Source organism: Psychrobacillus sp. FSL H8-0483 (genome assembly GCF_038637725.1).
Classification (GTDB): domain Bacteria; phylum Bacillota; class Bacilli; order Bacillales_A; family Planococcaceae; genus Psychrobacillus.
The window spans coordinates 2,442,551-2,463,360 of the sequence record NZ_CP152052.1; the positions used below are offsets into that span (position 1 = coordinate 2,442,551).

General features: G+C 36.5%; 22 protein-coding genes, 2 pseudogenes and 1 riboswitch. Of the genes and pseudogenes, 5 read left to right on the forward strand and 19 right to left on the reverse strand.

The features are described from left to right. Positions 1 to 6: 6 nt before the first annotated feature. Both MHB48_RS11620 and mce read right to left on the reverse strand, forming a co-directional pair. Entirely contained in the window at positions 7 to 1,554 is a 1,548-nt protein-coding gene (locus MHB48_RS11620; RefSeq protein WP_342601365.1) for a carboxyl transferase domain-containing protein, read from the reverse strand. Between the two features lie 4 nt (positions 1,555 to 1,558). Next, positions 1,559 to 1,969 carry a methylmalonyl-CoA epimerase gene (mce, locus tag MHB48_RS11625; RefSeq protein WP_342598235.1) on the reverse strand — a complete coding sequence of 137 codons (411 nt, stop codon included), beginning with the start codon at positions 1,967 to 1,969 and terminating at the stop codon, positions 1,559 to 1,561. A 127-nt stretch (positions 1,970 to 2,096) separates the two neighbouring features. Here mce and prli42 point away from each other — a divergent pair, with 127 nt between their 5' ends. Next, positions 2,097 to 2,192: a stressosome-associated protein Prli42 gene (gene prli42, locus MHB48_RS11630; RefSeq protein ID WP_340921466.1), complete on the forward strand. Its 96-nt coding sequence runs from the start codon at positions 2,097 to 2,099 to the stop codon at positions 2,190 to 2,192. Positions 2,193 to 2,246: 54 nt separating this feature from the next. Here the strand turns inward: prli42 and MHB48_RS11635 are convergent, their stop codons facing one another. The 4 genes from MHB48_RS11635 to MHB48_RS11650 are packed head-to-tail and all read right to left on the reverse strand — an operon-like array spanning position 2,247 to position 7,618. Beyond that, positions 2,247 to 2,687: a BrxA/BrxB family bacilliredoxin gene (locus MHB48_RS11635; protein ID WP_342598236.1), complete on the reverse strand. Its 441-nt coding sequence runs from the start codon at positions 2,685 to 2,687 to the stop codon at positions 2,247 to 2,249. 41 nt (positions 2,688 to 2,728) lie between these two features. Beyond that, positions 2,729 to 3,823: a methylmalonyl Co-A mutase-associated GTPase MeaB gene (meaB, locus tag MHB48_RS11640; protein WP_342598237.1), complete on the reverse strand. Its 1,095-nt coding sequence runs from the start codon at positions 3,821 to 3,823 to the stop codon at positions 2,729 to 2,731. After that, positions 3,823 to 5,982: a methylmalonyl-CoA mutase gene (gene scpA / locus MHB48_RS11645; protein WP_342598238.1), complete on the reverse strand. Its 2,160-nt coding sequence runs from the start codon at positions 5,980 to 5,982 to the stop codon at positions 3,823 to 3,825. The genes meaB and scpA overlap by 1 nt, the downstream gene beginning before the upstream one ends. Next, positions 5,969 to 7,618 (reverse strand): methylmalonyl-CoA mutase family protein, encoded by a 1,650-nt coding sequence (locus tag MHB48_RS11650; protein ID WP_342598239.1) that lies wholly within the window; start codon positions 7,616 to 7,618, stop codon positions 5,969 to 5,971. The genes scpA and MHB48_RS11650 overlap by 14 nt, the downstream gene beginning before the upstream one ends. Positions 7,619 to 7,778: 160 nt before the next feature. On the opposite strand from MHB48_RS11650, the gene MHB48_RS11655 reads away from it, so the two are divergent. Beyond that, positions 7,779 to 8,477, forward strand: a complete 699-nt coding sequence (locus MHB48_RS11655) for a zinc transporter family protein (RefSeq protein ID WP_342601366.1) — start codon at positions 7,779 to 7,781, stop codon at positions 8,475 to 8,477. Between the two features lie 84 nt (positions 8,478 to 8,561). On the opposite strand, the gene MHB48_RS11660 is transcribed toward MHB48_RS11655, so the two are convergent. From MHB48_RS11660 to MHB48_RS11680, 5 genes and pseudogenes are all read right to left on the reverse strand, one after another. Continuing rightward, positions 8,562 to 9,050, reverse strand: a complete 489-nt coding sequence (locus MHB48_RS11660; protein ID WP_342598240.1) for a GNAT family N-acetyltransferase — start codon at positions 9,048 to 9,050, stop codon at positions 8,562 to 8,564. 244 nt (positions 9,051 to 9,294) lie between these two features. After that, positions 9,295 to 9,609 (reverse strand): multidrug efflux SMR transporter, encoded by a 315-nt coding sequence (locus MHB48_RS11665; RefSeq protein ID WP_342598241.1) that lies wholly within the window; start codon positions 9,607 to 9,609, stop codon positions 9,295 to 9,297. Further along, positions 9,609 to 9,950: a multidrug efflux SMR transporter gene (locus MHB48_RS11670; RefSeq protein WP_342598242.1), complete on the reverse strand. Its 342-nt coding sequence runs from the start codon at positions 9,948 to 9,950 to the stop codon at positions 9,609 to 9,611. The genes MHB48_RS11665 and MHB48_RS11670 overlap by 1 nt, the downstream gene beginning before the upstream one ends. A 70-nt stretch (positions 9,951 to 10,020) precedes the next feature. Next, a riboswitch (guanidine-I (ykkC/yxkD leader) is annotated at positions 10,021 to 10,117 on the reverse strand. A 243-nt stretch (positions 10,118 to 10,360) separates the two neighbouring features. Further along, positions 10,361 to 10,891 carry an HAD family hydrolase gene (locus MHB48_RS11675; RefSeq protein ID WP_342598243.1) on the reverse strand — a complete coding sequence of 177 codons (531 nt, stop codon included), beginning with the start codon at positions 10,889 to 10,891 and terminating at the stop codon, positions 10,361 to 10,363. Positions 10,892 to 10,909: 18 nt separating this feature from the next. After that, positions 10,910 to 11,874 (reverse strand): annotated as a pseudogene (locus tag MHB48_RS11680) (quinone oxidoreductase). 197 nt (positions 11,875 to 12,071) lie between these two features. On the opposite strand from MHB48_RS11680, the gene MHB48_RS11685 reads away from it, so the two are divergent. Further along, positions 12,072 to 12,692 (forward strand): hypothetical protein, encoded by a 621-nt coding sequence (locus MHB48_RS11685; protein WP_342598244.1) that lies wholly within the window; start codon positions 12,072 to 12,074, stop codon positions 12,690 to 12,692. A gap of 707 nt (positions 12,693 to 13,399) precedes the next feature. Here the strand turns inward: MHB48_RS11685 and MHB48_RS11690 are convergent. The 6 genes from MHB48_RS11690 to MHB48_RS11715 form a co-directional block, all read right to left on the reverse strand. Then, positions 13,400 to 13,819, reverse strand: a complete 420-nt coding sequence (locus MHB48_RS11690) for an RDD family protein (protein WP_342598245.1) — start codon at positions 13,817 to 13,819, stop codon at positions 13,400 to 13,402. A 156-nt stretch (positions 13,820 to 13,975) separates the two neighbouring features. Further along, a complete protein-coding gene (locus MHB48_RS11695; RefSeq protein ID WP_342598246.1) occupies positions 13,976 to 14,608 on the reverse strand; it encodes a type II CAAX endopeptidase family protein in 633 nt (210 codons plus the stop codon). A gap of 156 nt (positions 14,609 to 14,764) precedes the next feature. Next, entirely contained in the window at positions 14,765 to 15,124 is a 360-nt protein-coding gene (locus MHB48_RS11700) for a hypothetical protein (protein WP_342598247.1), read from the reverse strand. Positions 15,125 to 15,193: 69 nt separating this feature from the next. Beyond that, positions 15,194 to 15,574 carry a hypothetical protein gene (locus MHB48_RS11705; protein ID WP_342598248.1) on the reverse strand — a complete coding sequence of 127 codons (381 nt, stop codon included), beginning with the start codon at positions 15,572 to 15,574 and terminating at the stop codon, positions 15,194 to 15,196. A gap of 265 nt (positions 15,575 to 15,839) precedes the next feature. Further along, complete coding sequence (locus MHB48_RS11710) at positions 15,840 to 16,397, reverse strand: GNAT family N-acetyltransferase (RefSeq protein WP_342598249.1); 558 nt, start codon at positions 16,395 to 16,397, stop codon at positions 15,840 to 15,842. Positions 16,398 to 16,555: 158 nt separating this feature from the next. Beyond that, entirely contained in the window at positions 16,556 to 17,122 is a 567-nt protein-coding gene (locus MHB48_RS11715; protein WP_342598250.1) for a hypothetical protein, read from the reverse strand. A gap of 119 nt (positions 17,123 to 17,241) precedes the next feature. Between MHB48_RS11715 and MHB48_RS11720 the strand changes: the two are divergent. Continuing rightward, positions 17,242 to 18,080: pseudogene (locus MHB48_RS11720) on the forward strand (tyrosine-type recombinase/integrase). A 116-nt stretch (positions 18,081 to 18,196) separates the two neighbouring features. On the opposite strand, the gene MHB48_RS11725 reads toward MHB48_RS11720, so the two are convergent. Further along, entirely contained in the window at positions 18,197 to 18,634 is a 438-nt protein-coding gene (locus MHB48_RS11725) for a VOC family protein (protein WP_342598251.1), read from the reverse strand. 303 nt (positions 18,635 to 18,937) lie between these two features. On the opposite strand from MHB48_RS11725, the gene MHB48_RS11730 reads away from it, so the two are divergent. After that, entirely contained in the window at positions 18,938 to 19,912 is a 975-nt protein-coding gene (locus MHB48_RS11730) for a DUF2268 domain-containing putative Zn-dependent protease (protein WP_342598252.1), read from the forward strand. A 243-nt stretch (positions 19,913 to 20,155) separates the two neighbouring features. On the opposite strand, the gene MHB48_RS11735 is transcribed toward MHB48_RS11730, so the two are convergent. After that, the gene (locus MHB48_RS11735) at positions 20,156 to 20,773 is read right to left on the reverse strand and encodes a hypothetical protein (RefSeq protein WP_342598253.1); all 618 of its coding nucleotides are present in this window, start codon (positions 20,771 to 20,773) and stop codon (positions 20,156 to 20,158) included. Between the last annotated feature and the right edge of the window lie 37 nt (positions 20,774 to 20,810).

Sequence of the window (20,810 nt, forward strand, 5' to 3'; positions counted from 1 at the left end):
CTCCTTTTATAATGGAATATTTCCATGTTTTTTCTTTGGTCTTGTTTCTTTTTTATTGCGCATCATTTCTAATGCTTGAATAAGCTTAATACGTGTTTCACGAGGATCGATTACATCGTCTACCATTCCCATCGATGCCGCTACATAAGGGTTGGCAAACTTTTCACGATATTCTTCAATTTTCTCATCACGCATTTTTTCTGGATTGTCACTACCTGCAATTTCACGTGCAAAAATAATATTTGCTGCTCCTTGAGGACCCATTACCGCAATTTCTGCATTCGGCCATGCGAATACAACATCTGCACCGATCGATTTAGAGTTTAGCGCAACGTATGCCCCACCATACGCTTTACGTAAAATGACTGTCATTTTTGGCACAGTTGCTTCTGAATAGGCATATAGGATCTTCGCCCCGTGACGAATAATACCGCCATGCTCCTGCTTAATACCTGGGAAGAATCCAGTTACATCCTCAAACGTAATGATAGGAATATTAAAGGCATCACAGAATCGGATGAAGCGTGCTGCTTTATCGGAAGAGTCAATATCAAGTCCTCCAGCCATAAATTTCGGTTGATTACATACTAGACCAACAACTTCGCCTTTTATACGTGCTAAACCAACTACAATATTTTTCGCAAATTCCTTGTGTACTTCCAAGAAAGAACCGCTATCCACTACTTGTTCAATTACTTTGCGAATATCATACGGACGGATTGCTTCAAACGGTACGATATCCCCTAAATCTGGGCGATCGTCCGCGCCATCTGGTACTTCTGTCATTGGAGCTTTTTCTTCAAAGTTTTGTGGTAAATAACTAAGAAGAAGCCGTACATTTGCTAAAACTTCCTCTTCTGTTTTTCCACGGAAATGGGCGTTTCCACTTATCGTATTATGTACTTTTGAACCACCTAAGTCTTCCGAAGAAATTTTTTCCCCTGTTACTGTTTCAATTACTTTTGGTCCCGTAATAAACATTTGACTCGTGTCATCTGTCATGAAAACAAAATCAGTAATAGCCGGAGAATAAACAGCTCCACCAGCACAAGGCCCTAAAATAACCGAAATTTGCGGAATGACACCGGAATAGATAGCATTTCGGTAAAAGATTTGTCCATATCCATCAAGTGAGACAACACCTTCTTGAATACGAGCTCCACCTGAATCATTTAACCCGATGAAAGGCGCTCCATTTTTAGCAGCTAAATCCATCACATTGGATATTTTCAGTGCATGCATTTCGCCAAGTGCTCCACCAAATACCGTAAAGTCTTGGGAAAACAAATAAATGGGTCTTCCATTTACTTTTCCGTAACCAGTCACAACCCCGTCACCTGGTCCTTCTTGCTTGTCCATGCCAAAATCTACTGTACGATGCTGGATAAATGGGTTTAATTCAACAAATGTGCCTTTATCTACGAGTAGTTCGATCCGTTCACGAGCAGTGAGTTTTCCTTTTTCATGCTGCTTTTCAATACGAGCGTCTCCGCCACCTAATTCGATTTTTCGTTTACGATCGTATAAATCATTAATTTTCTCATAAATATCCATTTGTTTACTTCGCTCCCCCTGATTTATCACATAATTCATATAAAACGCCACCAGATGCTTTTGGATGAATAAATGCTACTTGTGCTCCTCCAGCACCAATCTTAGGTGTTTCTTGAATGAGTCGAACCCCTTTTTCCTTTAGTTCATTTAAACGCTCTTGAATATTTGTTACCCCGAAGGCAACATGATGGATACCTTCTCCTCTTTTCTCAATGAAAGAATAGACCGCACTTGATTCATCGGTTGGCTGAAGTAACTCCAGCTTTACATTTCCACTATCGATGAATGCAACTCGTACTTTTTCAGAAGGAACTTCCTCAATATGTATAAGTTTTAATCCTAACGTTTCTGTGTAATATGGGAGGGAATCTTCAATACTTTTCACTGCAATGCCAATATGATCGACCTTTTCCATTGTCACACACCCCTTATTGTTTGATTATTCACTACTCTATTGTACATATTTCGAAAAAAAATCGCTACCTCTTGTGCATTTTTTCGTTTTTGTTAAAATAAAAGTACAAGCTAAAGGAGAGAATTTCATGCGCAATCAAACATTTCGTAAAATTGTCGTCTATTTAATGATTATTGTAATGGTAATGTCTACATTATTATTCGGGTTGAGCTTTATTTTATAAGAAAGTATAAAAAACAGCGGTAGCATACAAATGCTTCCGCTGTTTTTTCTTTTCTTATATTTCTTCGCAGTACTCTTCGAATAATCCTTGAAGATGCGTGATAACAGAAGTTGGTGCGTGACCTTCGATTTCGTGACGACCTATTTCCGCTACTAGTTGTCCGTCTTTTAATAAAACAAAAGAAGGTGAAGATGGTAAGTGATCATCCCCAAAGAAATTACGTGCTTGTTGTGTCGCTAATTTATCTTGACCAGCGAACACAGTTACTAAATGATCTGGTCGTTTATCGTAATGTACAGCATTTGCAGCTGCAGGACGAGCGATGCCTCCAGCACATCCACAAATAGAGTTCACTAAAACTAACGTAGTACCAGGGCGAGCAAATGCAGCATCTACATCTTCTGGTGTAGTTAATTGTTCATAACCGCTTGCTTCCACTTCTCCACGAGCTTGTATTAACATATCATTCATTAATAAATTGAAATCCATATTCATTATTCAACACTCCTTTTTAAAACTAGTTTTATCTTAGCAGATTATTCTTTAGAATTCGAGAAAAATAACTCTTCCACTGCTTGCGAAACCGTTATTTTTTCCTTTCGCACTAATTGTTCAAGTTCAGTCATCATTTGTTTTTTTTCCACAGAAGAAAAAAAGTCATCATACAAACGATCGACAATCATCGTTTTAAACCAATCGACGGTTTGTTCTTTTCTCCTATTTTGCCAAGTTTGCTGTTCCATCATAATTTGCTGGAATTGTAAAGTGGTTTCCCACACTGTATCTAAACCTATTTTATAGAGTGAAGATACGGCTAGTGCAGGGGTTGTCCAATTTGGCGAGGAAGGCGCAAGAAAGTGCAAGATTTGCTTAAACTCAGCTACCGTCTTTTTCGCTAGTTTTTCATTGGCTCCATCTGCTTTATTCACCACAACTGCATCCGCAAGCTCCATGATACCTTTTTTCATTCCTTGTAATTCATCTCCCGCGCCAGTTAATGCGAGAAGTAAAAAGAAATCAACCATTCCTCGAACAATTGTCTCACTTTGCCCAACACCGACCGTTTCCACTAAAATTACATCGTATCCAGCTGCTTCACATAATAGCATTGTCTCCCGAGATTTTTTATGGACGCCACCCAGTGTTCCAGCAGTTGGAGAAGGTCTGATAAACGCACTTGGATTCTTCGCTAGCTCCTCCATCCGCGTTTTATCGCCAAGAATACTACCTCCTGTTAACGACGAACTTGGATCGATGGCGAGTACTGCTACTTTATAACCTTTGTCGCATAACATCTTCCCAAACGCTTCGATAAACGTACTTTTCCCAGCACCAGGTACACCTGTAATGCCAATACGAATACTATTTCCCGTGACAGGGAGGAGTTGTTTTAACAACATTTGTCCAATCGTTTGCTGCTCGTTTACTGTACTTTCAATAAACGTGATCGCTTTTGCTAAATGGAGTCTTGAGCCATTTCGGATGTCTCGGATATAAGCTTCCTCATCTATAACAAGTGGCTTCTTTCTAGAAAACTTTTTGACAGAAGCCCTTCCCATTCCATCATGCTGCGACTTTATACCACCCATGACATGCATCGAAGATTGGTTTGTTTTATCCGTTTCAGCCATTAGCCTTCCACTTCCTCATAACCCAATCGCTTATAAATTTCTTCAATTACTTTTTGTGCGGCAACTGGAATAACTGTACCTGGCCCAAAAATCGCTGATGCTCCATTTTCACGTAAGAAAGCATAATCCTGTGCCGGAATAACTCCCCCAACAACGATCAATATATCCTCCCGACCGAGTTTTGCTAATGCTTCTCTTAATGCAGGAACAAGTGTCATATGTCCAGCAGCAAGGGAGCTAACTCCAACTACATGCACATCATTTTCTACTGCTTGTTGCGCAGTTTCAGCAGGTGTTTGGAATAAAGGACTAATATCCACGTCAAAGCCTAAATCTGCAAATGCGGTTGCAATCACCTTCGCACCACGATCATGCCCATCTTGACCCATCTTGGCAATTAAAATGCGTGGACGTCGACCTTCATTTCCTCGGAAATCCTCTGCCATTTGTTTCACAGCTTCGATCTCCTCCGCGTCATTAAAGTTTGCGCTATATACTCCACTCACGGAACGAATCACCGCCTTATGTCTTCCTGCTACTACTTCAATAGCATCGGAAATTTCTCCGATCGTTGCACGTTTTCTCGCAGCATCCACTGCCAAAGCTAGGAGATTATCATTACCTGTTTTTGCAGCTTCCGTTAGGGCCGCAAGTGCTTCTCGGACTGCTATTTCGTCGCGATTAGCTTTTACTTGTGCTAGTCGCTCCATTTGTTTTTGGCGAACAACTGTATTGTCGATATTTAAAATATCAATCGCGTCTTCTTGTTCTAGTCGGTATTTATTGACACCGATAATGATCTCTTTCGAAGAGTCGATTTGTGCTTGTTTTTTTGCTGCGGCTTCTTCAATCTTCATCTTCGGCAGACCAGTTTCAATTGCTTTTGCCATGCCACCAAGTTCTTCAATTTCCTCTATTAATGCCCAAGCCTTCTCCATCAACTCGTTCGTCAGTGTTTCCACGTAATACGAACCACCCCATGGATCAATCACTTTCGTCATATTCGTTTCTTCTTGTAAAAATAATTGCGTGTTACGTGCAATTCGAGCAGAGAAATCAGTTGGAAGTGCGATTGCTTCGTCCAGTGCATTCGTATGAAGTGACTGGGTATGTCCCATGGCAGCTGCATTAGCTTCCACTAATGTTCTCGTTACATTGTTAAATGGGTCTTGCTCCGTTAAACTCCAGCCAGATGTTTGTGAGTGCGTACGAAGTGCAAGTGATTTAGGGTTTTTCGGATCAAAGCTTTGCATCATCTGTGCCCAAATTCTACGTGCCGCACGCATTTTCGCTACTTCCATAAAATAGTTCATGCCGATTGCCCAGAAGAATGAAAGCCTTGGAGCGAATGAATCAATTTCAATTCCTGCTTTGATTCCAGTACGCACATATTCCAATCCATCTGCCAATGTATACGCAAGCTCAATATCCGCGGTCGCTCCAGCCTCTTGCATATGATAGCCCGAAATCGAGATAGAGTTGAATTTCGGCATATAGTTTGCCGTATACGCAAAAATATCGGCAATAATTTTCATCGACATTTCCGGTGTGTAAATATAAGTGTTGCGAACCATATACTCTTTTAAAATATCATTTTGAATCGTCCCTGCAAGTTGCTCCGGAGTTACTCCTTGCTCTTCTGCTGTTACGATATAAAATGCTAGTATTGGAAGCACTGCACCGTTCATCGTCATCGAAACAGACATTTGATCTAACGGTATTCCGTCAAATAAAATCTTCATATCTTCGACAGAGTCAATCGCCACACCTGCTTTACCTACATCCCCAGTTACACGTTCATGGTCAGAGTCATATCCACGGTGAGTTGCTAAGTCAAAAGCAACTGACAGGCCTTTTTGACCCATTGCTAAATTTCTTCTATAGAAAGCGTTACTTTCCTCTGCAGTAGAGAACCCGGCATATTGACGTACTGTCCATGGCTTTGCGACATACATCGTTGGATATGGTCCACGTGTATTTGGAGCAATACCTGGAAGATCATTTAAATGCTTCAAGCTAGCTCTATTAGATTCAACATACATTTTTTTTAACTCAATACCTTCATTCGTCAAAAAAGAGGAAGTTTCTATTGGATCATGGTCCATCGTTTTCTCCAATAGCTTATGGATGGATACATTAGCGTAATTAGGCGTTGTCATGAGAATCCTCCTTTTTCGCAAGGGCTAGCAGTTCATTTCCTTTTTCAATTATTGATTGACCTGCATATATACGTCCAGAAAGTCCAGCATCTAGCCAATCTTCGTATTCTTCAAACTTTCCAGCAACATCCATTGGAACAGATAATTGTTCATTTAATATAGCAGGAACAAGACCAGCTGTTTGCTCGTCATTCCCAACAAATACAACATAATCAATCCCCTGTTCGTCGAGCCACTTTTGTAGATCGAACGGCTTTAAGTTTTCAGGTGCTACTTTAAGTGAAATCCCTAGTGCGATTAAGTAACCACTAACAAAATCTAATCGCGCTTTATATTCTTTTAAAACGCCATAAGGGATAATGGCTGTTTGTAAAGGAAACACTTGAAAGGCTTTACGCAATTGCTCGAATGGCTCCGCCAGTCGTTTATAATTGGTAGGAATGATTTCAAATGTTAAAGAATCTTCTGGATTTGCATAATTATTTATACCAATTAAAGACTTCTTCCGTTTAGAAAGTGCCTCTAGTTGTTGCTCCCATTTAGCATCCACACGTTCCTGAAGTTTAACGACTCTTGCTTTAAGCGTTTCTTCTTTCATTACTTCTAAAAACAATGCCCATGCTTTTTCCACAAGCTCTTTTGTTAATGTTTCTAAATAATACGAGCCACCAGCTGAGTCGATCACACGTTGGATATGTGTTTCTTCTTTTAACACAAGTTGCATATTTCGAGCGATACGCTTAGAAGTAGAAGTCGCTCCTGTTAAAACATCGTGAGGATATGTCGTCACACTGTCTGCCCCCCCTAAAACGGCTGCAAGTGCACTGTTTCCTGCGCGAAGAATATTCACATTCGAATCAAGTACAGAAAATGATCGTAAAGAAGTTTCCGCATGTACAGGGATCGAGGCTACATCAGACTGTCCATGTGCTTCGCCAAATGCTTTCCATAACACGCGGAATGCACGGATTTTCGCAATTTCCATAAAGAAATTACTATCTACCGAAAATTGTACAAATGCTTTTTTTACAAGTTGATCCATGTTGGATTTGCGAGCAAGTATATCCGCTTGAACTAGCACACTGACAAGTTCACTTACAGCGTCTCCACCTGTTTGATGAATGCTGGATCCGTCTAGAAAATACGTGCGTGCATTAGTAAAATCTGTTTCACCTGCTCCTTTTATATTTCCTTTTATGTCGTGAAAGTTATGTAAAAAGGAAGGATTATTGGATACGTCCAGTAATACTTGATTATTTATAAAAAGAGATTTTAACTCTTCTATCTGAGAACTATTCCATTTATGGTCTTTTTCCACTGCATAATGAATGACATTATTCCCCTTAGCCAGTGAATCTTTCATGTCTGCCAAAATCTCTTCACATGAATGACCAGTAACTGTTTGTGCCACTAACCATTCGGAAAATTGTTTGGCTTGGCGAATTGTATTAGTTTGATTTGCAGGAATATCCGCTACATCCGCTAAAGAATAAAGCGGTTTCAAAATGATATCCTCTAACGTTTTCGTCGAAAGTGATGCAAGCGATTTTCCTTTTAAGGATTTAATCGCAGCTTGCTCCCATTCTGCAAGACTTGCTTCTTTAAATACCGTTTGCTTCATGTCTTGTATAGTCATATGAACGCTTCCGCTACCCCCTCGTAAAATCATTCGTACAAATTTCATTTTACATGAGTGTGTGGATGGAAGAAAGTGCATTTGTCATGATACGCTCATACCTGAAATCGATGAGCATATATTTTGAGATAGGATAATTACTTTTTTAGGATGGAGAATGATGAAATTGAGCGCAATAATCCTTGGGGGATTTCTATTTATTAGTGTTAGTGTTGGTGGAGGATTTGCCTTGTTAGTATCTAAATTTTTTAAGCATTCCAATGTAGGCTTGGCACTTTTATGCGGTGGATTTTTAGTGGGACTTCTTGCAGTAGATATTATTCCAACTGCTTTCAACATGTATGAATTACCAGCGTTAATAATTGGTGGTCTAATCGGATACATCCTTTTTCGGATTATGTACCAATTACTCCATTCTACTAGCCAAAATAAACCCACTATTTACTTGCTCCTTATTGGCTTGTTTATACATACCATTCCATTAAGTCTGACCATTGGAAATTTGACTCCGGATGCGTCTTTCACTGGTACGATTACGACCTCTACAATTCTTCACCATCTCCCGGAAGGATTTGCACTTACTTCGGCATTTCTCTCGCAAGGAGAAAAACTATGGGGATTATTTCTTTGTTTTATTGGCTTATCCGTTTGCTTTAGTGGATTCATTTGGCTTGGACATCTTGTCCACCTCACTACAAGGGGACAAGGTGTTCTGATTGGTGTATCCATCAGCTTAATCGCGTTTACAAGTGTAAAAGAATTTATTCTGCATCATATTCGAGTTGTTCCGATGAGGTCAGTTGTAGCATTTACCCTAACGGGCTATCTGTTCAGTGTCCTATTTCATTTGGTTTATTAATTGCACTGTTAAACGGTGAGTTTGTTACCTCCCAAAAACCCGCCCGCTTTCCGCGGACGAACTATCAAAATCTATGAAAATAGCTTAGATTTCGAATGTTTGGACTACGCAAGGTTCGTCATCAATTAATTGATTTTCTTCTTTATAATCAATTTGAAATTCTTTGTATACCTTTCTCCAAAAGGATACTGCAGGGAGGTTATGAACAAGTTCAATAACAAAGTATTTTCCTTTTTTGCTTTCAAATAACGCTTTTACTGCCTGTATTCCGAAGCTCTTACCTTTGAACTGATTTAGAATAAAGATGTCATTAATTCCAAAATCATTCTCTTTTTTTAAAAATGGCCTTTCCAAAAGAAGGATAAATCCAATGATGTTCCCATCAAATTTGATGAAGTAAGGAGAAATACCCTCATTTGTCCAAAATGAGTTTAGATCCTCATAATCAAAGAATCCATTTTCATTGATAGTAAGGTTTGGTGTAAACTTAGAAAGATCATGAAGATAATAGGAATATAAGTTACGTAATATTGTTTTCTCGTTTTCAAATACTTCTTGAAGTGAAACAGACATATAAAAAACCTCCTAACATTCTTTTGACTGTTATTTTTAAATCACTAATGTGCTTCTTTACTATATACAGAATATGCAAGAAATTTACGTTTTTCATGTTAGTTCAATAAGTTCGACAAAAAAGGCGATAATTCCTGCTAGTTCAGCAATCGGGCCATTTTGTTGAACAAGAATAAAAAAATAAAGAAGATAATTTGCTTAATAAAAACAGATTATCTTCTTTATACTACAATCTAAAACACTTTTATGAGACGAGTTTTAGACCTATAGCAGCACCTAAAACCATGCCTATAAAAACAAGTCTTCTCCAGTCTTTTGATTCACCAAATAAAACCATGCCTAAAATTGCTCCACCAGACGCACCAATTCCTGTCCAAATTGCATAAGCCGTACCCATAGGAAGTGTTTTCATTGAATAAGCAAGAAATAGAAAACTTGCTCCAAATCCTAGAATTAATAGAAGTAATGATTGCCAATTTCGGTCTTTATGCAATTTATTTATCATAGCAACACCAAACATCTCACAAAAACCTGCTAAGATTAAAGAAATCCATGCCATTAGGATTCATCACCTTTCTGAACATTGTCCTTTGTAACTAATTTCAAGCCAATTACTCCTGCTAATAAAAGTAAAATCAAGAGTGCTTTTTCCATTTTAAATGGTTCACCAAAGAATAGAATTTCAGATAAGACAGTTCCTGCAGTACCTAATCCAACAAAAACTGCATATACAGTACCCACGGGAAGTTTTCGACCTGCCATAATCATTACATAAAAGCTGATGATGATAGAAATAACAGTTCCAGTCCATGTCCAAAAGTCATCAGCGTGTTTTAACCCAATAACCCAAAAAACTTCAAAGAAAGCAGCAACAAATACTTTAATCCAGTTTGTATTCATTTAAACAAACACCTCCGATTTTATTATTACCAAAAAAACAAAAAAGCCTAAGAGATAACTGTTAAACAGTTTCTCCCAGGCTTTTATCCTTCCGTGACACAGCATAGCTGTGAGTTTTCTCTCGGACCAGACCAACAACTTGTTGCGGAACCCTAGAAAACATTTAATTTATATAATTACTTTATAGTATACACACAATTAAACCTTATTCAAGTGGAAATTATTGAGCCTAATAGAAAAGCCTAGCTAAAATATACATAGCTAGGCTTTTTCTTAGTTGGAAAAAGATATCTGTTTTCTTGTTATGAAATTTACGAAACTAATGAGGGAGATATTTTTAATATCCCCCTCATCAGAGAAGTAAGTTATTAACAAATTATTTCCGATAAAGAGCATACCAAAGGCACGTTCTACTTCGCAGTTGCATCCTCTATAATCCAATCTGCAGCACTAATTAGGTCAGGGAAAACGGCATCTGCAAGTGGATCACTCTTACCCAAGAATACCCCTCTTGTTCCTGCCTTCTTCCCTGCAATAATGTCTGTATCGGTATCTCCCACCATATAGGATTGGGATAGATCGATATCATACTTTTTACTAAGATCGACTATTAATTTGCTGTTTGGCTTACGACAGGCACACCCTTCTTTTGGCTTATGCGGACAATAAGCCACATCATGGATTATTGCCCCTTCCTTCTTTAGTTCAGCAATCATATGGTCATGTATATTTTGGAGCTGAGATTCCTTCATAAATCCCAATCCCACTCCACCTTGATTGGTTACGACAAATATGAAATCAAAGAAATGGTTCAATTTTTTTATTGCTTCTGATACACCTGGTAAAAAGTATAGCTCATGGGGTTTATTCACAAATTTAACTCTATCCGTTAGCACTTCATTTATTACACCATCACGATCCAAAAATACTGCCTTTTTCATTAGATCACCCCTTTATTTTTATGGTTTCAATAAAATTTTCCCTACGCTTTTTCGACTTTCCAGTAAAATGTGTGCTTTAGAGCCTTCCTCTAGCAAAAAAATAGTTGATTTTTTCACTTTTATTTTTCCCTCCGAAATCCAGTCAAATAATTGTTGGGAACGAATTTTTCTTTCCTCGAATGAAGTCAAAACATTCCATAGGTCTCCACCTGTTAAAGTTTTAGAAGTATCCATCAGCATCCGTGGATCGACCGGTGTAGGGTCTCCTCCAGCCATTCCATAAAATACAACTGTACCGCCTATTTTCGTCGCTTCAAAACTTTCTGTTAAAGTAGAACCTACTGATTCATATACGACATCTACGCCTTGACCACTTGTTACTTCTTTTACTTTTTCCACCCAAGAATCAGTGTATAAAAATACAAAATCTGCTCCTGCGTCGTATGCAGCTTCGGACTTTTCTAAAGACGAGGTAAGACCAATGACCGTCCCTCCTAATAGTTACCGATTTGAACCAGGTTTTGACCAACACCACCTGCTGCGGCATGGACTAGAATTGTATCTCCAGCTATTATTTCATAACTGTCTCTTGTTAAGTACTGTGCTGTTAAACCTTGCAATAGAACAGCCGATGCTGTTTCAAAGGAAATGTCATTTGGTAAGGGGATAATTTTTTCCATAGGAACTGTGACTAATTCAGCATTTGCAAACGGAACATCTGCAAAAGCAATACGATCTCCAACTTTTATGTTTGTTGTACCAACACCTACTTGTTCCACTACACCTGAGCCTTCATAACCCAAAATGTAAGGTGGGTTCCCAGCTAGATGATAATTCCCCCTTCGTCTATAAATATCCGCAAAATTTACTCCGATTGCCTTCATTCTCACTAATACTTCATTTTCATTCATTGCAGGATCAGGAATTTCTTTGTATTGCAACACTTCAGGTCCACCAAACGCTTCAAAGATTAGTGCTTTCATTTTATTACTCCTCGTATTTTAGAATATAAAAATCATATTAAAGGAACTCAGGATTAGATACAATGAATGCGCCTTTTATCTAATTATTGGCCCCTCCCACACATTTTATTCCGAAAAATAGTAGGATTACTTGAATAGATTCGTAAACTACTATAGACTAAATTTACAATAAATGGACGAATAGGAGTGAAGTATGGATGGATATCTCCATTACAAGAGCTTTACGTGAATTAAAGACATTGGATGCACGCATTTTAAAGAAAATTAATGAAACTACTTTTGCCGCATCAAAAAAGCCAAAAGAAAATATTCCTGGCTTCAAAACAGTCGATGAGTTCGAAAATAAAGCAAAAGAAGGCCTACAATCCATACAAGATTTAATTTCTCGTCGAAAACAAATCAAAAAAGCGATTGTAGAATCTAATGCGAAAACATTTGTAGAGGTTTCAGGAGTAAAAATGACAGTTGCAGACGCTATTGAGCGTAAGAATTTTATTGAAATTGAAAAGACACTTCTAGGAAAAATGAACAGTGATTATGGTCGATCTCAAGTACGAGTTGAACAAAATAATGAACTAGCTCAAGATAGACTAGACACTCAACTAAATAACATGATTTCTAAAGATGGAAAAACGGACTTAACCGCTGTGGAAGGCTATAAAAAACTGTTTTGGGAATCTGAAGAAACCAAACTGATTGACCCGATCAGTGTAAAAGAAGTTGCGACAAAAATGTCTCTAGATATTGAGACTTTCGAAGACGATGTTGATGTCGCTTTAAGCGAAATCAATGCGCGTACTTTTATTTCTGTTAACTAATCAAATGACTTGCTGTTCTAGCGAAAAAGAAGAAAGTTTCCCCGTACGCTGGGTCTGGGTCAAACCCTGCACTCAAATTAACCTTAATGGTAATAAATGGTAAAAAGATCAAAACTTAACCCTCAGATCTAAAAGGTTAACCATCAACGCTCTTAAATTGTAACGTTCAACATTCAACAATTAACATTCTATAAAATCTCGGATAACAGGTGCGATAGGATTTGAAACTTCCTTTCTTCTCCTCCGAGCAGCTATGACAGCACAAAAAGAGTGATCCCTCGGGGTCACTCTTTTTGTATCTGATACTACTTTCTCCTCTATAGAAATGAACAAGTAGTACCAGATGAAGATATGTCCAGTGACATTATAGTTGGTAACCCATCCAATCGTACTTTAAGGTTTTTACATTATCGTTAGTAACCCAATGATTTTCGTAATGTTATGGTTTTAACTTTAAAATACGCAGTAATTTTATATTGATAATTGATTATTTCGGAACGCGAATTTTTAACTAAAGCACTCGTTAGCCATCCATGCAACACAAAATCTGTGCTGCACCACAGAGAATGAAAATTACTAATAGTAACCGTAATCCATAGACTTATTTATGCTCTCCTCTTTTTTTAACGATTAAGTAGGGATCTTCTTAAGTATTGTCATTTTTCTTTTCTTGAAGAAACTAATTTTCATGGTAGTTGAAGAAATATTTATTCTCTACTAACATAGGTCCCACCAATGAAATCATGAATGCCTCTCTTGTCTTTTCGAAATATAACCATAAGTCCACTAACCAATACTGATACTCCAAAGGTAGCTAAAACAACGATATAGTTACCAACCACTTCTCTCATAACCATATTGAGTAATGTTACGTTTTTATCATCTTTAAAACGTTTTATTTTTATCTTGCAAATTCTCTTACCGATTATGTATCCGCCCCATAGAATAGGGATAATAGTCAAGTACAAAGTATAAAAAAATCGAAAAGTAAATTCGTTTGTCCATTCAATAGAGTAATTACCGTTAATGATATAATATATGATTCCAAGTATTGACGAAATAATTAAAAAATCTATAATACTTGCTAAAAACCTTATACCAAATCCTGCTGGTTTCGTTGAATTCATCTAGCTCCTCCAAATTTCCAATTTTTTATAAATTATACCATTTTCTTATTGAACTACCCTGCTTCGTTAGTGAAATAAGAAAATAGAGCTACCTAAGCACCTCCATCATATTTCACTAAAGCACCTCGTTAGTTCAATAAGAAAAATTATGTTTGATTACAAAAATAGAAACAGCTTTCCAGTATACAAGTTCCAAATAGAATGAGTGACTGTTGACGGAACGACCGATTTAGTTTTTATAGTAATACAAGCAAGAACAACCCCCGCAATAAGTGATAGGAATAAGTAGGCAGGATGGAACAGAGAAAAAATTACTGAAGTAATTACAACAGCCCATATTGGCTTCACTATTTTTAATAGAGCAAATAATAGTACTCCTCTAAAAAAAAGTTCCTCCCAAATTGGAGCGAAAATCACAGCAACTATTAAAGGATATTGTTTTAAACCCTCAACCAAACCATTTTTATAATAAACGATGAGACTTCGGTCCATTAAAATTTCGTAATGAATGCTTAACTTTAACATTAGGTAGGGAATAAAGATTCCCACAAACATATATAGGTAAGTCATAGGGCTTTTAAGTGGCTTGAAATTTAATAAAGGGACCATCAAACTTCTAACTGAATTAAAACTTAACGATATCAAAATAAAAATAAGCAACCAAACAATTGTGCCAAATCCGTTAAACAACTGACTATTAAAATAACTCACCCCATAGCCTGTTAGCAGAAGTAAAACTGTATACACCAAATTACTTTGTGTATTATTCCTTCTGTTACTAATAATCATATTTATCCCCCTTGTTTTATTGAACTGACCTGCCCTTTAGTACAATAAGTAAAAAATGCTTTACTCCTCCTTGAAGTAAAGCACACTTGTTGAATTACGAGTAGTGCGAATCTCTTGGTTTATTTTTCCAGTTGATTGACGGATTCTTCATAATCTTTATAATGAATCTACGGTTTTAATTTGAATCCCAGTTCTCGGCTTATTATGATCCTCTTTAAAATGAGGATGAAAATACGATGATAACTGTTGTTTTATTTCTAACTGAAGGGGTAACTGTGTTATTCCTTTTGAAATATATACCTCCCCAACATTTTCCCCATCTACAAAGAAACAAAGATTACCTTGATATAATGAATTGACGGAAATAAATTGTATTTTCACTCTCTCCTCCTTATTTAAAGAGTGAAAATTAATTGAGTGAACCAGTGTGTATGCACTAGTTAAATACAAAGTATCAACTAATGGAAGATCTGTATTAATTATGTCTAGCTCAACATCCCTTAAATCATTTTTCATTATTATCTCCACCTTTCTAAAAAGTAATGGAAAATGAAAATCCTTCTTGAAGTAAAGCACTCCGTTTGTTTAAAATAGATAGATATAAGCAATTAGTCCGGAGACACCTATTAAGATCATAGCAATACTCTTAAAGGCATTTTCCTCTCCTTTTAGCAAACCTACCACCCAAGTTACAAACCAACCAATGAGCATTAAACCAATTCCCAAATGGCGTAAGACTTTTATTCCAGATGCTAAAACAGAACCTGTAAGAAAAACTAGCAAACCAATAAAACTAGGTATAATACCTAAAATAGATAAAGGATGTCTAATCTCTTTTATAAGCTCTATCTGTTTCTCTTCCCCCATTTTTCTGAAGGAATGCCAAGCACCCAGAATAGGAATTGCCCATATAAGCGCTATATATATAACTTGAGTTAAACTCATGCCATCACCTTTTCTGCCCACACGATTTTCCTACACAAAATGCCCGATTGTTGGACACAAGTTAAACAACACTCTTTAACTAACCTGCTGCTTTACTTAAATACGTTTGAAATTAATAGAAGTTCCAATATTAAACAAATTTCCCGTTAGAAATTTTCAAAATCAATTTGGCTTATTGAACTAAACTGCATCGTTAGTTGAAGTATAACATTTCACATTGTACATAAAACAAGACCATCATTTTTGATGGTCTTGTTTTACTAAAGCACCTCGTTAGTTGAAGTACTTAATTCATCAATTTTTTTTTTGCAAGAGTGTAATGATAATGTAGTTGGTCTTCTATCTCAACATTCCCTCTATGATGAAAGCCACATTTTGCTATTACTTTATTTGAAGCTATATTGCGCGGAAGAACCACAGCATTCAATTGTTCAACATCGGTGTTTTCAAATAGGTAATTTACTAATCCTTTTACTGCTTGTGTTGTGTACCCCTTATTTCTATAATGCTTAGAAATAGAGTAAGCAACTTCTCGATTTGGTCCACTTAATTCCTCTTTAATACCCGTATTACAGAAACCAATAAATTCATCAGTTTCTTTTAAAACAATTCCCAACTTCAGCCATCCTTCGCCTATGCTTGGAACATTAGCTAAAAACTCTTTATTATCCGGTATCTCATAATTTGTAACCCAATCTAATCTTTGTTCTCTAGTCGAACGCCAATCTGGCAAAAACTCATAAACTTCGGGTTGTGAAGTCAGTTCATAAATAGCATCTACATCTTCCACTCTAAATTCTCTTAGTAGTATTTCACCGCAGTCTATTGTAAATAAATCGTTCATATTCATTTCCCCTCCAATGTAAATAACATTCTTTGCTAAGTTGAATAATTCCTTCTTCAACTAAACTGCTTCGTTAGTTCAATAAGAAAAAAGAGTTGCCAAAGCAACCCCATGATCTTGAACTAAAGCAACCTTTATTTGAATAACTTTTTATTACATTAATCCTCTTTAATTGGTTTAATTGTAGAATAAATTAACTTTCCAGTTTCAGAATATCCATTAATGTTTATAGGCATTACTACTTCTCCATCTAATTTTAAATAGAAAAAACGAGTTTGACCTGAAATAATTAATAAAGCACTTTCAAAAAAGTTTTTCTGTGTTTCTATTTCTATTTTCTTAATTTCAGGATTAATAATCTGCCCAAAATAATATGATGGTTTTCCCTCTCCTGCAAGTGACACACCCCAAGTAAATTCGTCTTCTTGTACAGGTGGATGGTAAGTTGAAGCTAATGTACCTTCAACTTCATTATCATCTTTTAACACCCAAAATCCTAACCAGTTTTGCTCTAATCGACCAAGCATAATTGAATGAGTATTTCTAAAAATAGTTAACCATTCCCCATCTATTTTTCTCACTAAGTAGACTTCCTCTGTTGCTGGAGACCAGTTTTCTGTAATTTTAAATACACCATCTTTAGTGGGGAGTTGTTTGTGATTATATATTAGAAACACAGTTAAAAGTATTGTTATTATTGCTATACCAATAAATAACTTTCTCATTACTTCCCCCCTCTGTTCTTAACAGTATTCTGTCCCGTAAGTAAAAACACATCCTATGTCTATAATTCTATTAAGTTGGCAATAATCCCTTTAATACTACTATTTTAGGGGGAATGGAATTGTTACTGTCAAAAGCATGGTCTTCATTTGAAGCCGATAAACGAATAGAGGGCTTTTCGCCGCAAACGTTGAAGGCCTACCAGTTACAGTCTTTTCTATTAATTGGTTATTTTAAGGATGTAGAGATGGAATTGCTGGATACAAATCAACTGAAGGAATATCTTGCAATATCCGGCGAGCATTTAAAACCAGCCAGTCTTGCGCATCGTATCCGCTTTATGAAATCATTTTTTCGTTGTTCTCATGAAGAAGGATACCTGAGTAAGAATCCAACTTCCAAAATTAAGAACCCAAAGTAGGGAAGCGGATACCTAAGTATTTAACCGAAAGGGAGATTGAACACCTTCGTGAATCCTGTCATTCCCCCATGGAAGAAGCGATTTTTGAATTCATGTTTTCTACTGGTTGTCGAATTGGAGAAATAGTTAAGTTGGAAAAGAACCATATTAATTAGTCCAATTAATCTGCGATCGTTAGAGGAAAAGGCGACAAGGAAAGGGTAGTTTATTTTAATACACGTTGCGATGTATGGCTTAAACGCTATATGGAAAGCCGTAATGACCATAATTCAGCAATTTTTGTAACAACAAGACAGCCACACCAAATGAGTGTCGCCTAAATGTGGTACATCATCAAGCGGATCTCCAATCGTGCTGAAATTAATAAAGAGATTCACCCACACCAACTTAGACACAGATACGCGACTCATTTGCTGAATAATGGTGCCCCTATTGAAGTCTTACAAAGTCTTATGGGGCATGGGAAAAGTGAAACCACCCAGATTTATGCTCAGCTAAGCGGAAGATTAAGAAAAGAGTATTATCTGAAGTACTTTTAAATGTAAAAGGAGCAACGTCTTAAAAGACGTTGCTCTACTTGACTAAAGCACCACGATAGTTTAAGAAGAAATCTTTAAAGTTGGAAATTTAAATCATTTAAAGTCCCATTCAATATTTATCTGATTTTCTCCGCCAATTCTAAAATAATTCCCTCTGGACCGCGAACATAACATAACTTATAACTTTCTTCATACTGCTGTATCTCACTAAAGATTTCCGTGCCCCTCTTTTTTAACTTCGCAACAATAGCTTCAATATCTTCAACAGCAAAGCAAATATGTCGGATCCCCAGCGTATTTGCAAAAGGTTTCTGAATATCTTGTTCATCTGACGGAGTATAAAATTTGACTAGCTCTATCCATGCCTGACCATCTGGCATCCCCAATCCTACACATTCCGTTTTAACATCATTAAGCCCAACTATTCTGTCTAACTGTTTTCCTTCCAATCCCCATTCCGCTTGCACTACAAGTCCTAAATCAAGAAAAAACGCTTTAGCCTCTGAAAGATCATTTACGTTTATACTCACATGATCTATTCTATTGATCTTCATATCTCGTACCTCCCATGTTCCCGTTATTTTCAATACCTATATTCGTGTATAGTTTGGTTAAAATTCTAATTCGCTTAAGACAGAAAATTTCCTTCTTCAATCCAGCTGCGTTAATGTTATTAATAGTTTAAATTAATTAAATCTTTAGATAAAATGGAATGTAAAGGAAATAGGTCAATATAGTAAAGGGAGATGAAATTTATTAATATCGCTAATAAAGTATTAATTTCATTTTGTATGCTTCTATTAATCCTTATTTTATCATCCTGTAAGGAAACTGAACAATCTCACGAGAATATAATTATGGAAAATGAGCAACAAGAACAACAAGAACAACAAGAACAACAAGAACAACAAGAACAACAAGAACAACAAGAACAACAAGAACAACAAAATATAACCTATTCTTTTAAAAACCCCAATACAGGCCAAGAATTTAATATAATTCATGCTTACATGCTATATGAAAACTACTTTAAAACTGTAAAGGTTAATCCAGATGAATCACTATACCAATTATATCAACAGGTGATTATCGAACCTGTATATGATGCTTGTTTTAAAGATGGGGAATATTATAAATTTAGTGTATTTGAATGGACACCGAAAGAAAGTGATTTTAATAGTATTAAGAATCAAATTGAATCAATGGATAAAGATCATATAAATAAGTTATATGAGGAATCCCTTGTTAAATCCTCAGACATACTTTCATCAAATAAAAAAACAACAATATGTGTGTTTCCTAAAAATGAAAGATTTCCTTCTGATATGATGATAGTCGGGTCAGGGAAAATTTTAGTCCTTTTCAATAATTTTGATAATTATTATACATTGAGTGAGCTTGATAATAATAATAATAATAATAATAATAAATCAGGTATGTCCCATGAATATCATCATAGTGTTTGGATCGAAAAACATTATACGGAAGATTTTTTTCCAACAGTATTAGATAGTTTAATAATGGAAGGGCAGGCCGTGATGTTTGAAACCTTAGTGTATCCCGATTCAAATAGTACTGATTATGTAGTTAACGAAAGCTTTAACAAAGAATATTGGAGTAGAATACCAAATCTTGAAAGTAGTGCTAGTGGGGTTGTTGAAATATTAATAGGTGGATCTAATGGTTTACCTGATTATTATGGCTATAGTGAAGGCTACAAGATGATTAGATCTTACTTAAACTTGCATCCCGATATGACAGTAGAAGAATGGACTTCCAAAAGTCCTAAGGAAATATTTGAAGAAGGAAATTACAAAGCTAACTACGAGTAGTTTTCTTTATTAATGGTCTACAAAACTTTATGTGTCCTTTTCTTTAGAAAAGGATTTTTTTATTTATATCCATGAAACTCTACTTTCACTAAGCTGCTGCTTTAGTTCAACAAGAAAAATGGCTTTACTCCTTCTTGAAGTAAAGCACCCGTTAGCTGAATAAGAAAGTAACTCTGCTTTTCATTTTATTGTACAATAAACATATTTTTTCGGTGTAAAGTCCTATCTTCCTTTTTATGTTATTTATTTTGGGACGATACTTAACAATTTTCTACCCATTAGCCATATTGCAAGACCCGTTCCCCACAAGATCAAGGCAGAGCCAAAGCCTACTACAGACATAAATGCATTGATCTGATGTCCCCCCAGTGTGACTTTCGCAGGTACAAACAGCAATGTAATAATAGCGAGTAAACAAAGGAGTGCGCCAGTAAAATAATAGAGTCTGACTTGGAAAAGAAGGGCCAATGGGAGAAAATGAACACCGACAATAATAGCTATTACGACAGGTATAAGTTCAGAGTGACCAGTAGCGTTACTGACAGCAATCGTGATTGCTATAGCCAAACCCTCTGCCGCAAAAATAATGTTAAACCAAAACCTTGTACGCTTCCCACGCCTTAAGTCTGTTTTTGAAACCTGATTCGTCAATTCTCGCGATGCGCGTATTAATGATATACCGCCGATGAACAGCGCTATACCTATGGCAACAGCAGTAACTAACAATAATGGAACTCCCCAGCCTTGTAATCCCATAATTCCTGTGTACGCCCACAGAGTACCGAAAAACGCCATGAAAAATACTCCAGATGCCGTTCCGCGTACTGCGGCACCAGGAATAGTTTTTGATGTTTGTGTCACAAATAAAAACCTCCTTTCAACCTAAGTATGTGTTCAT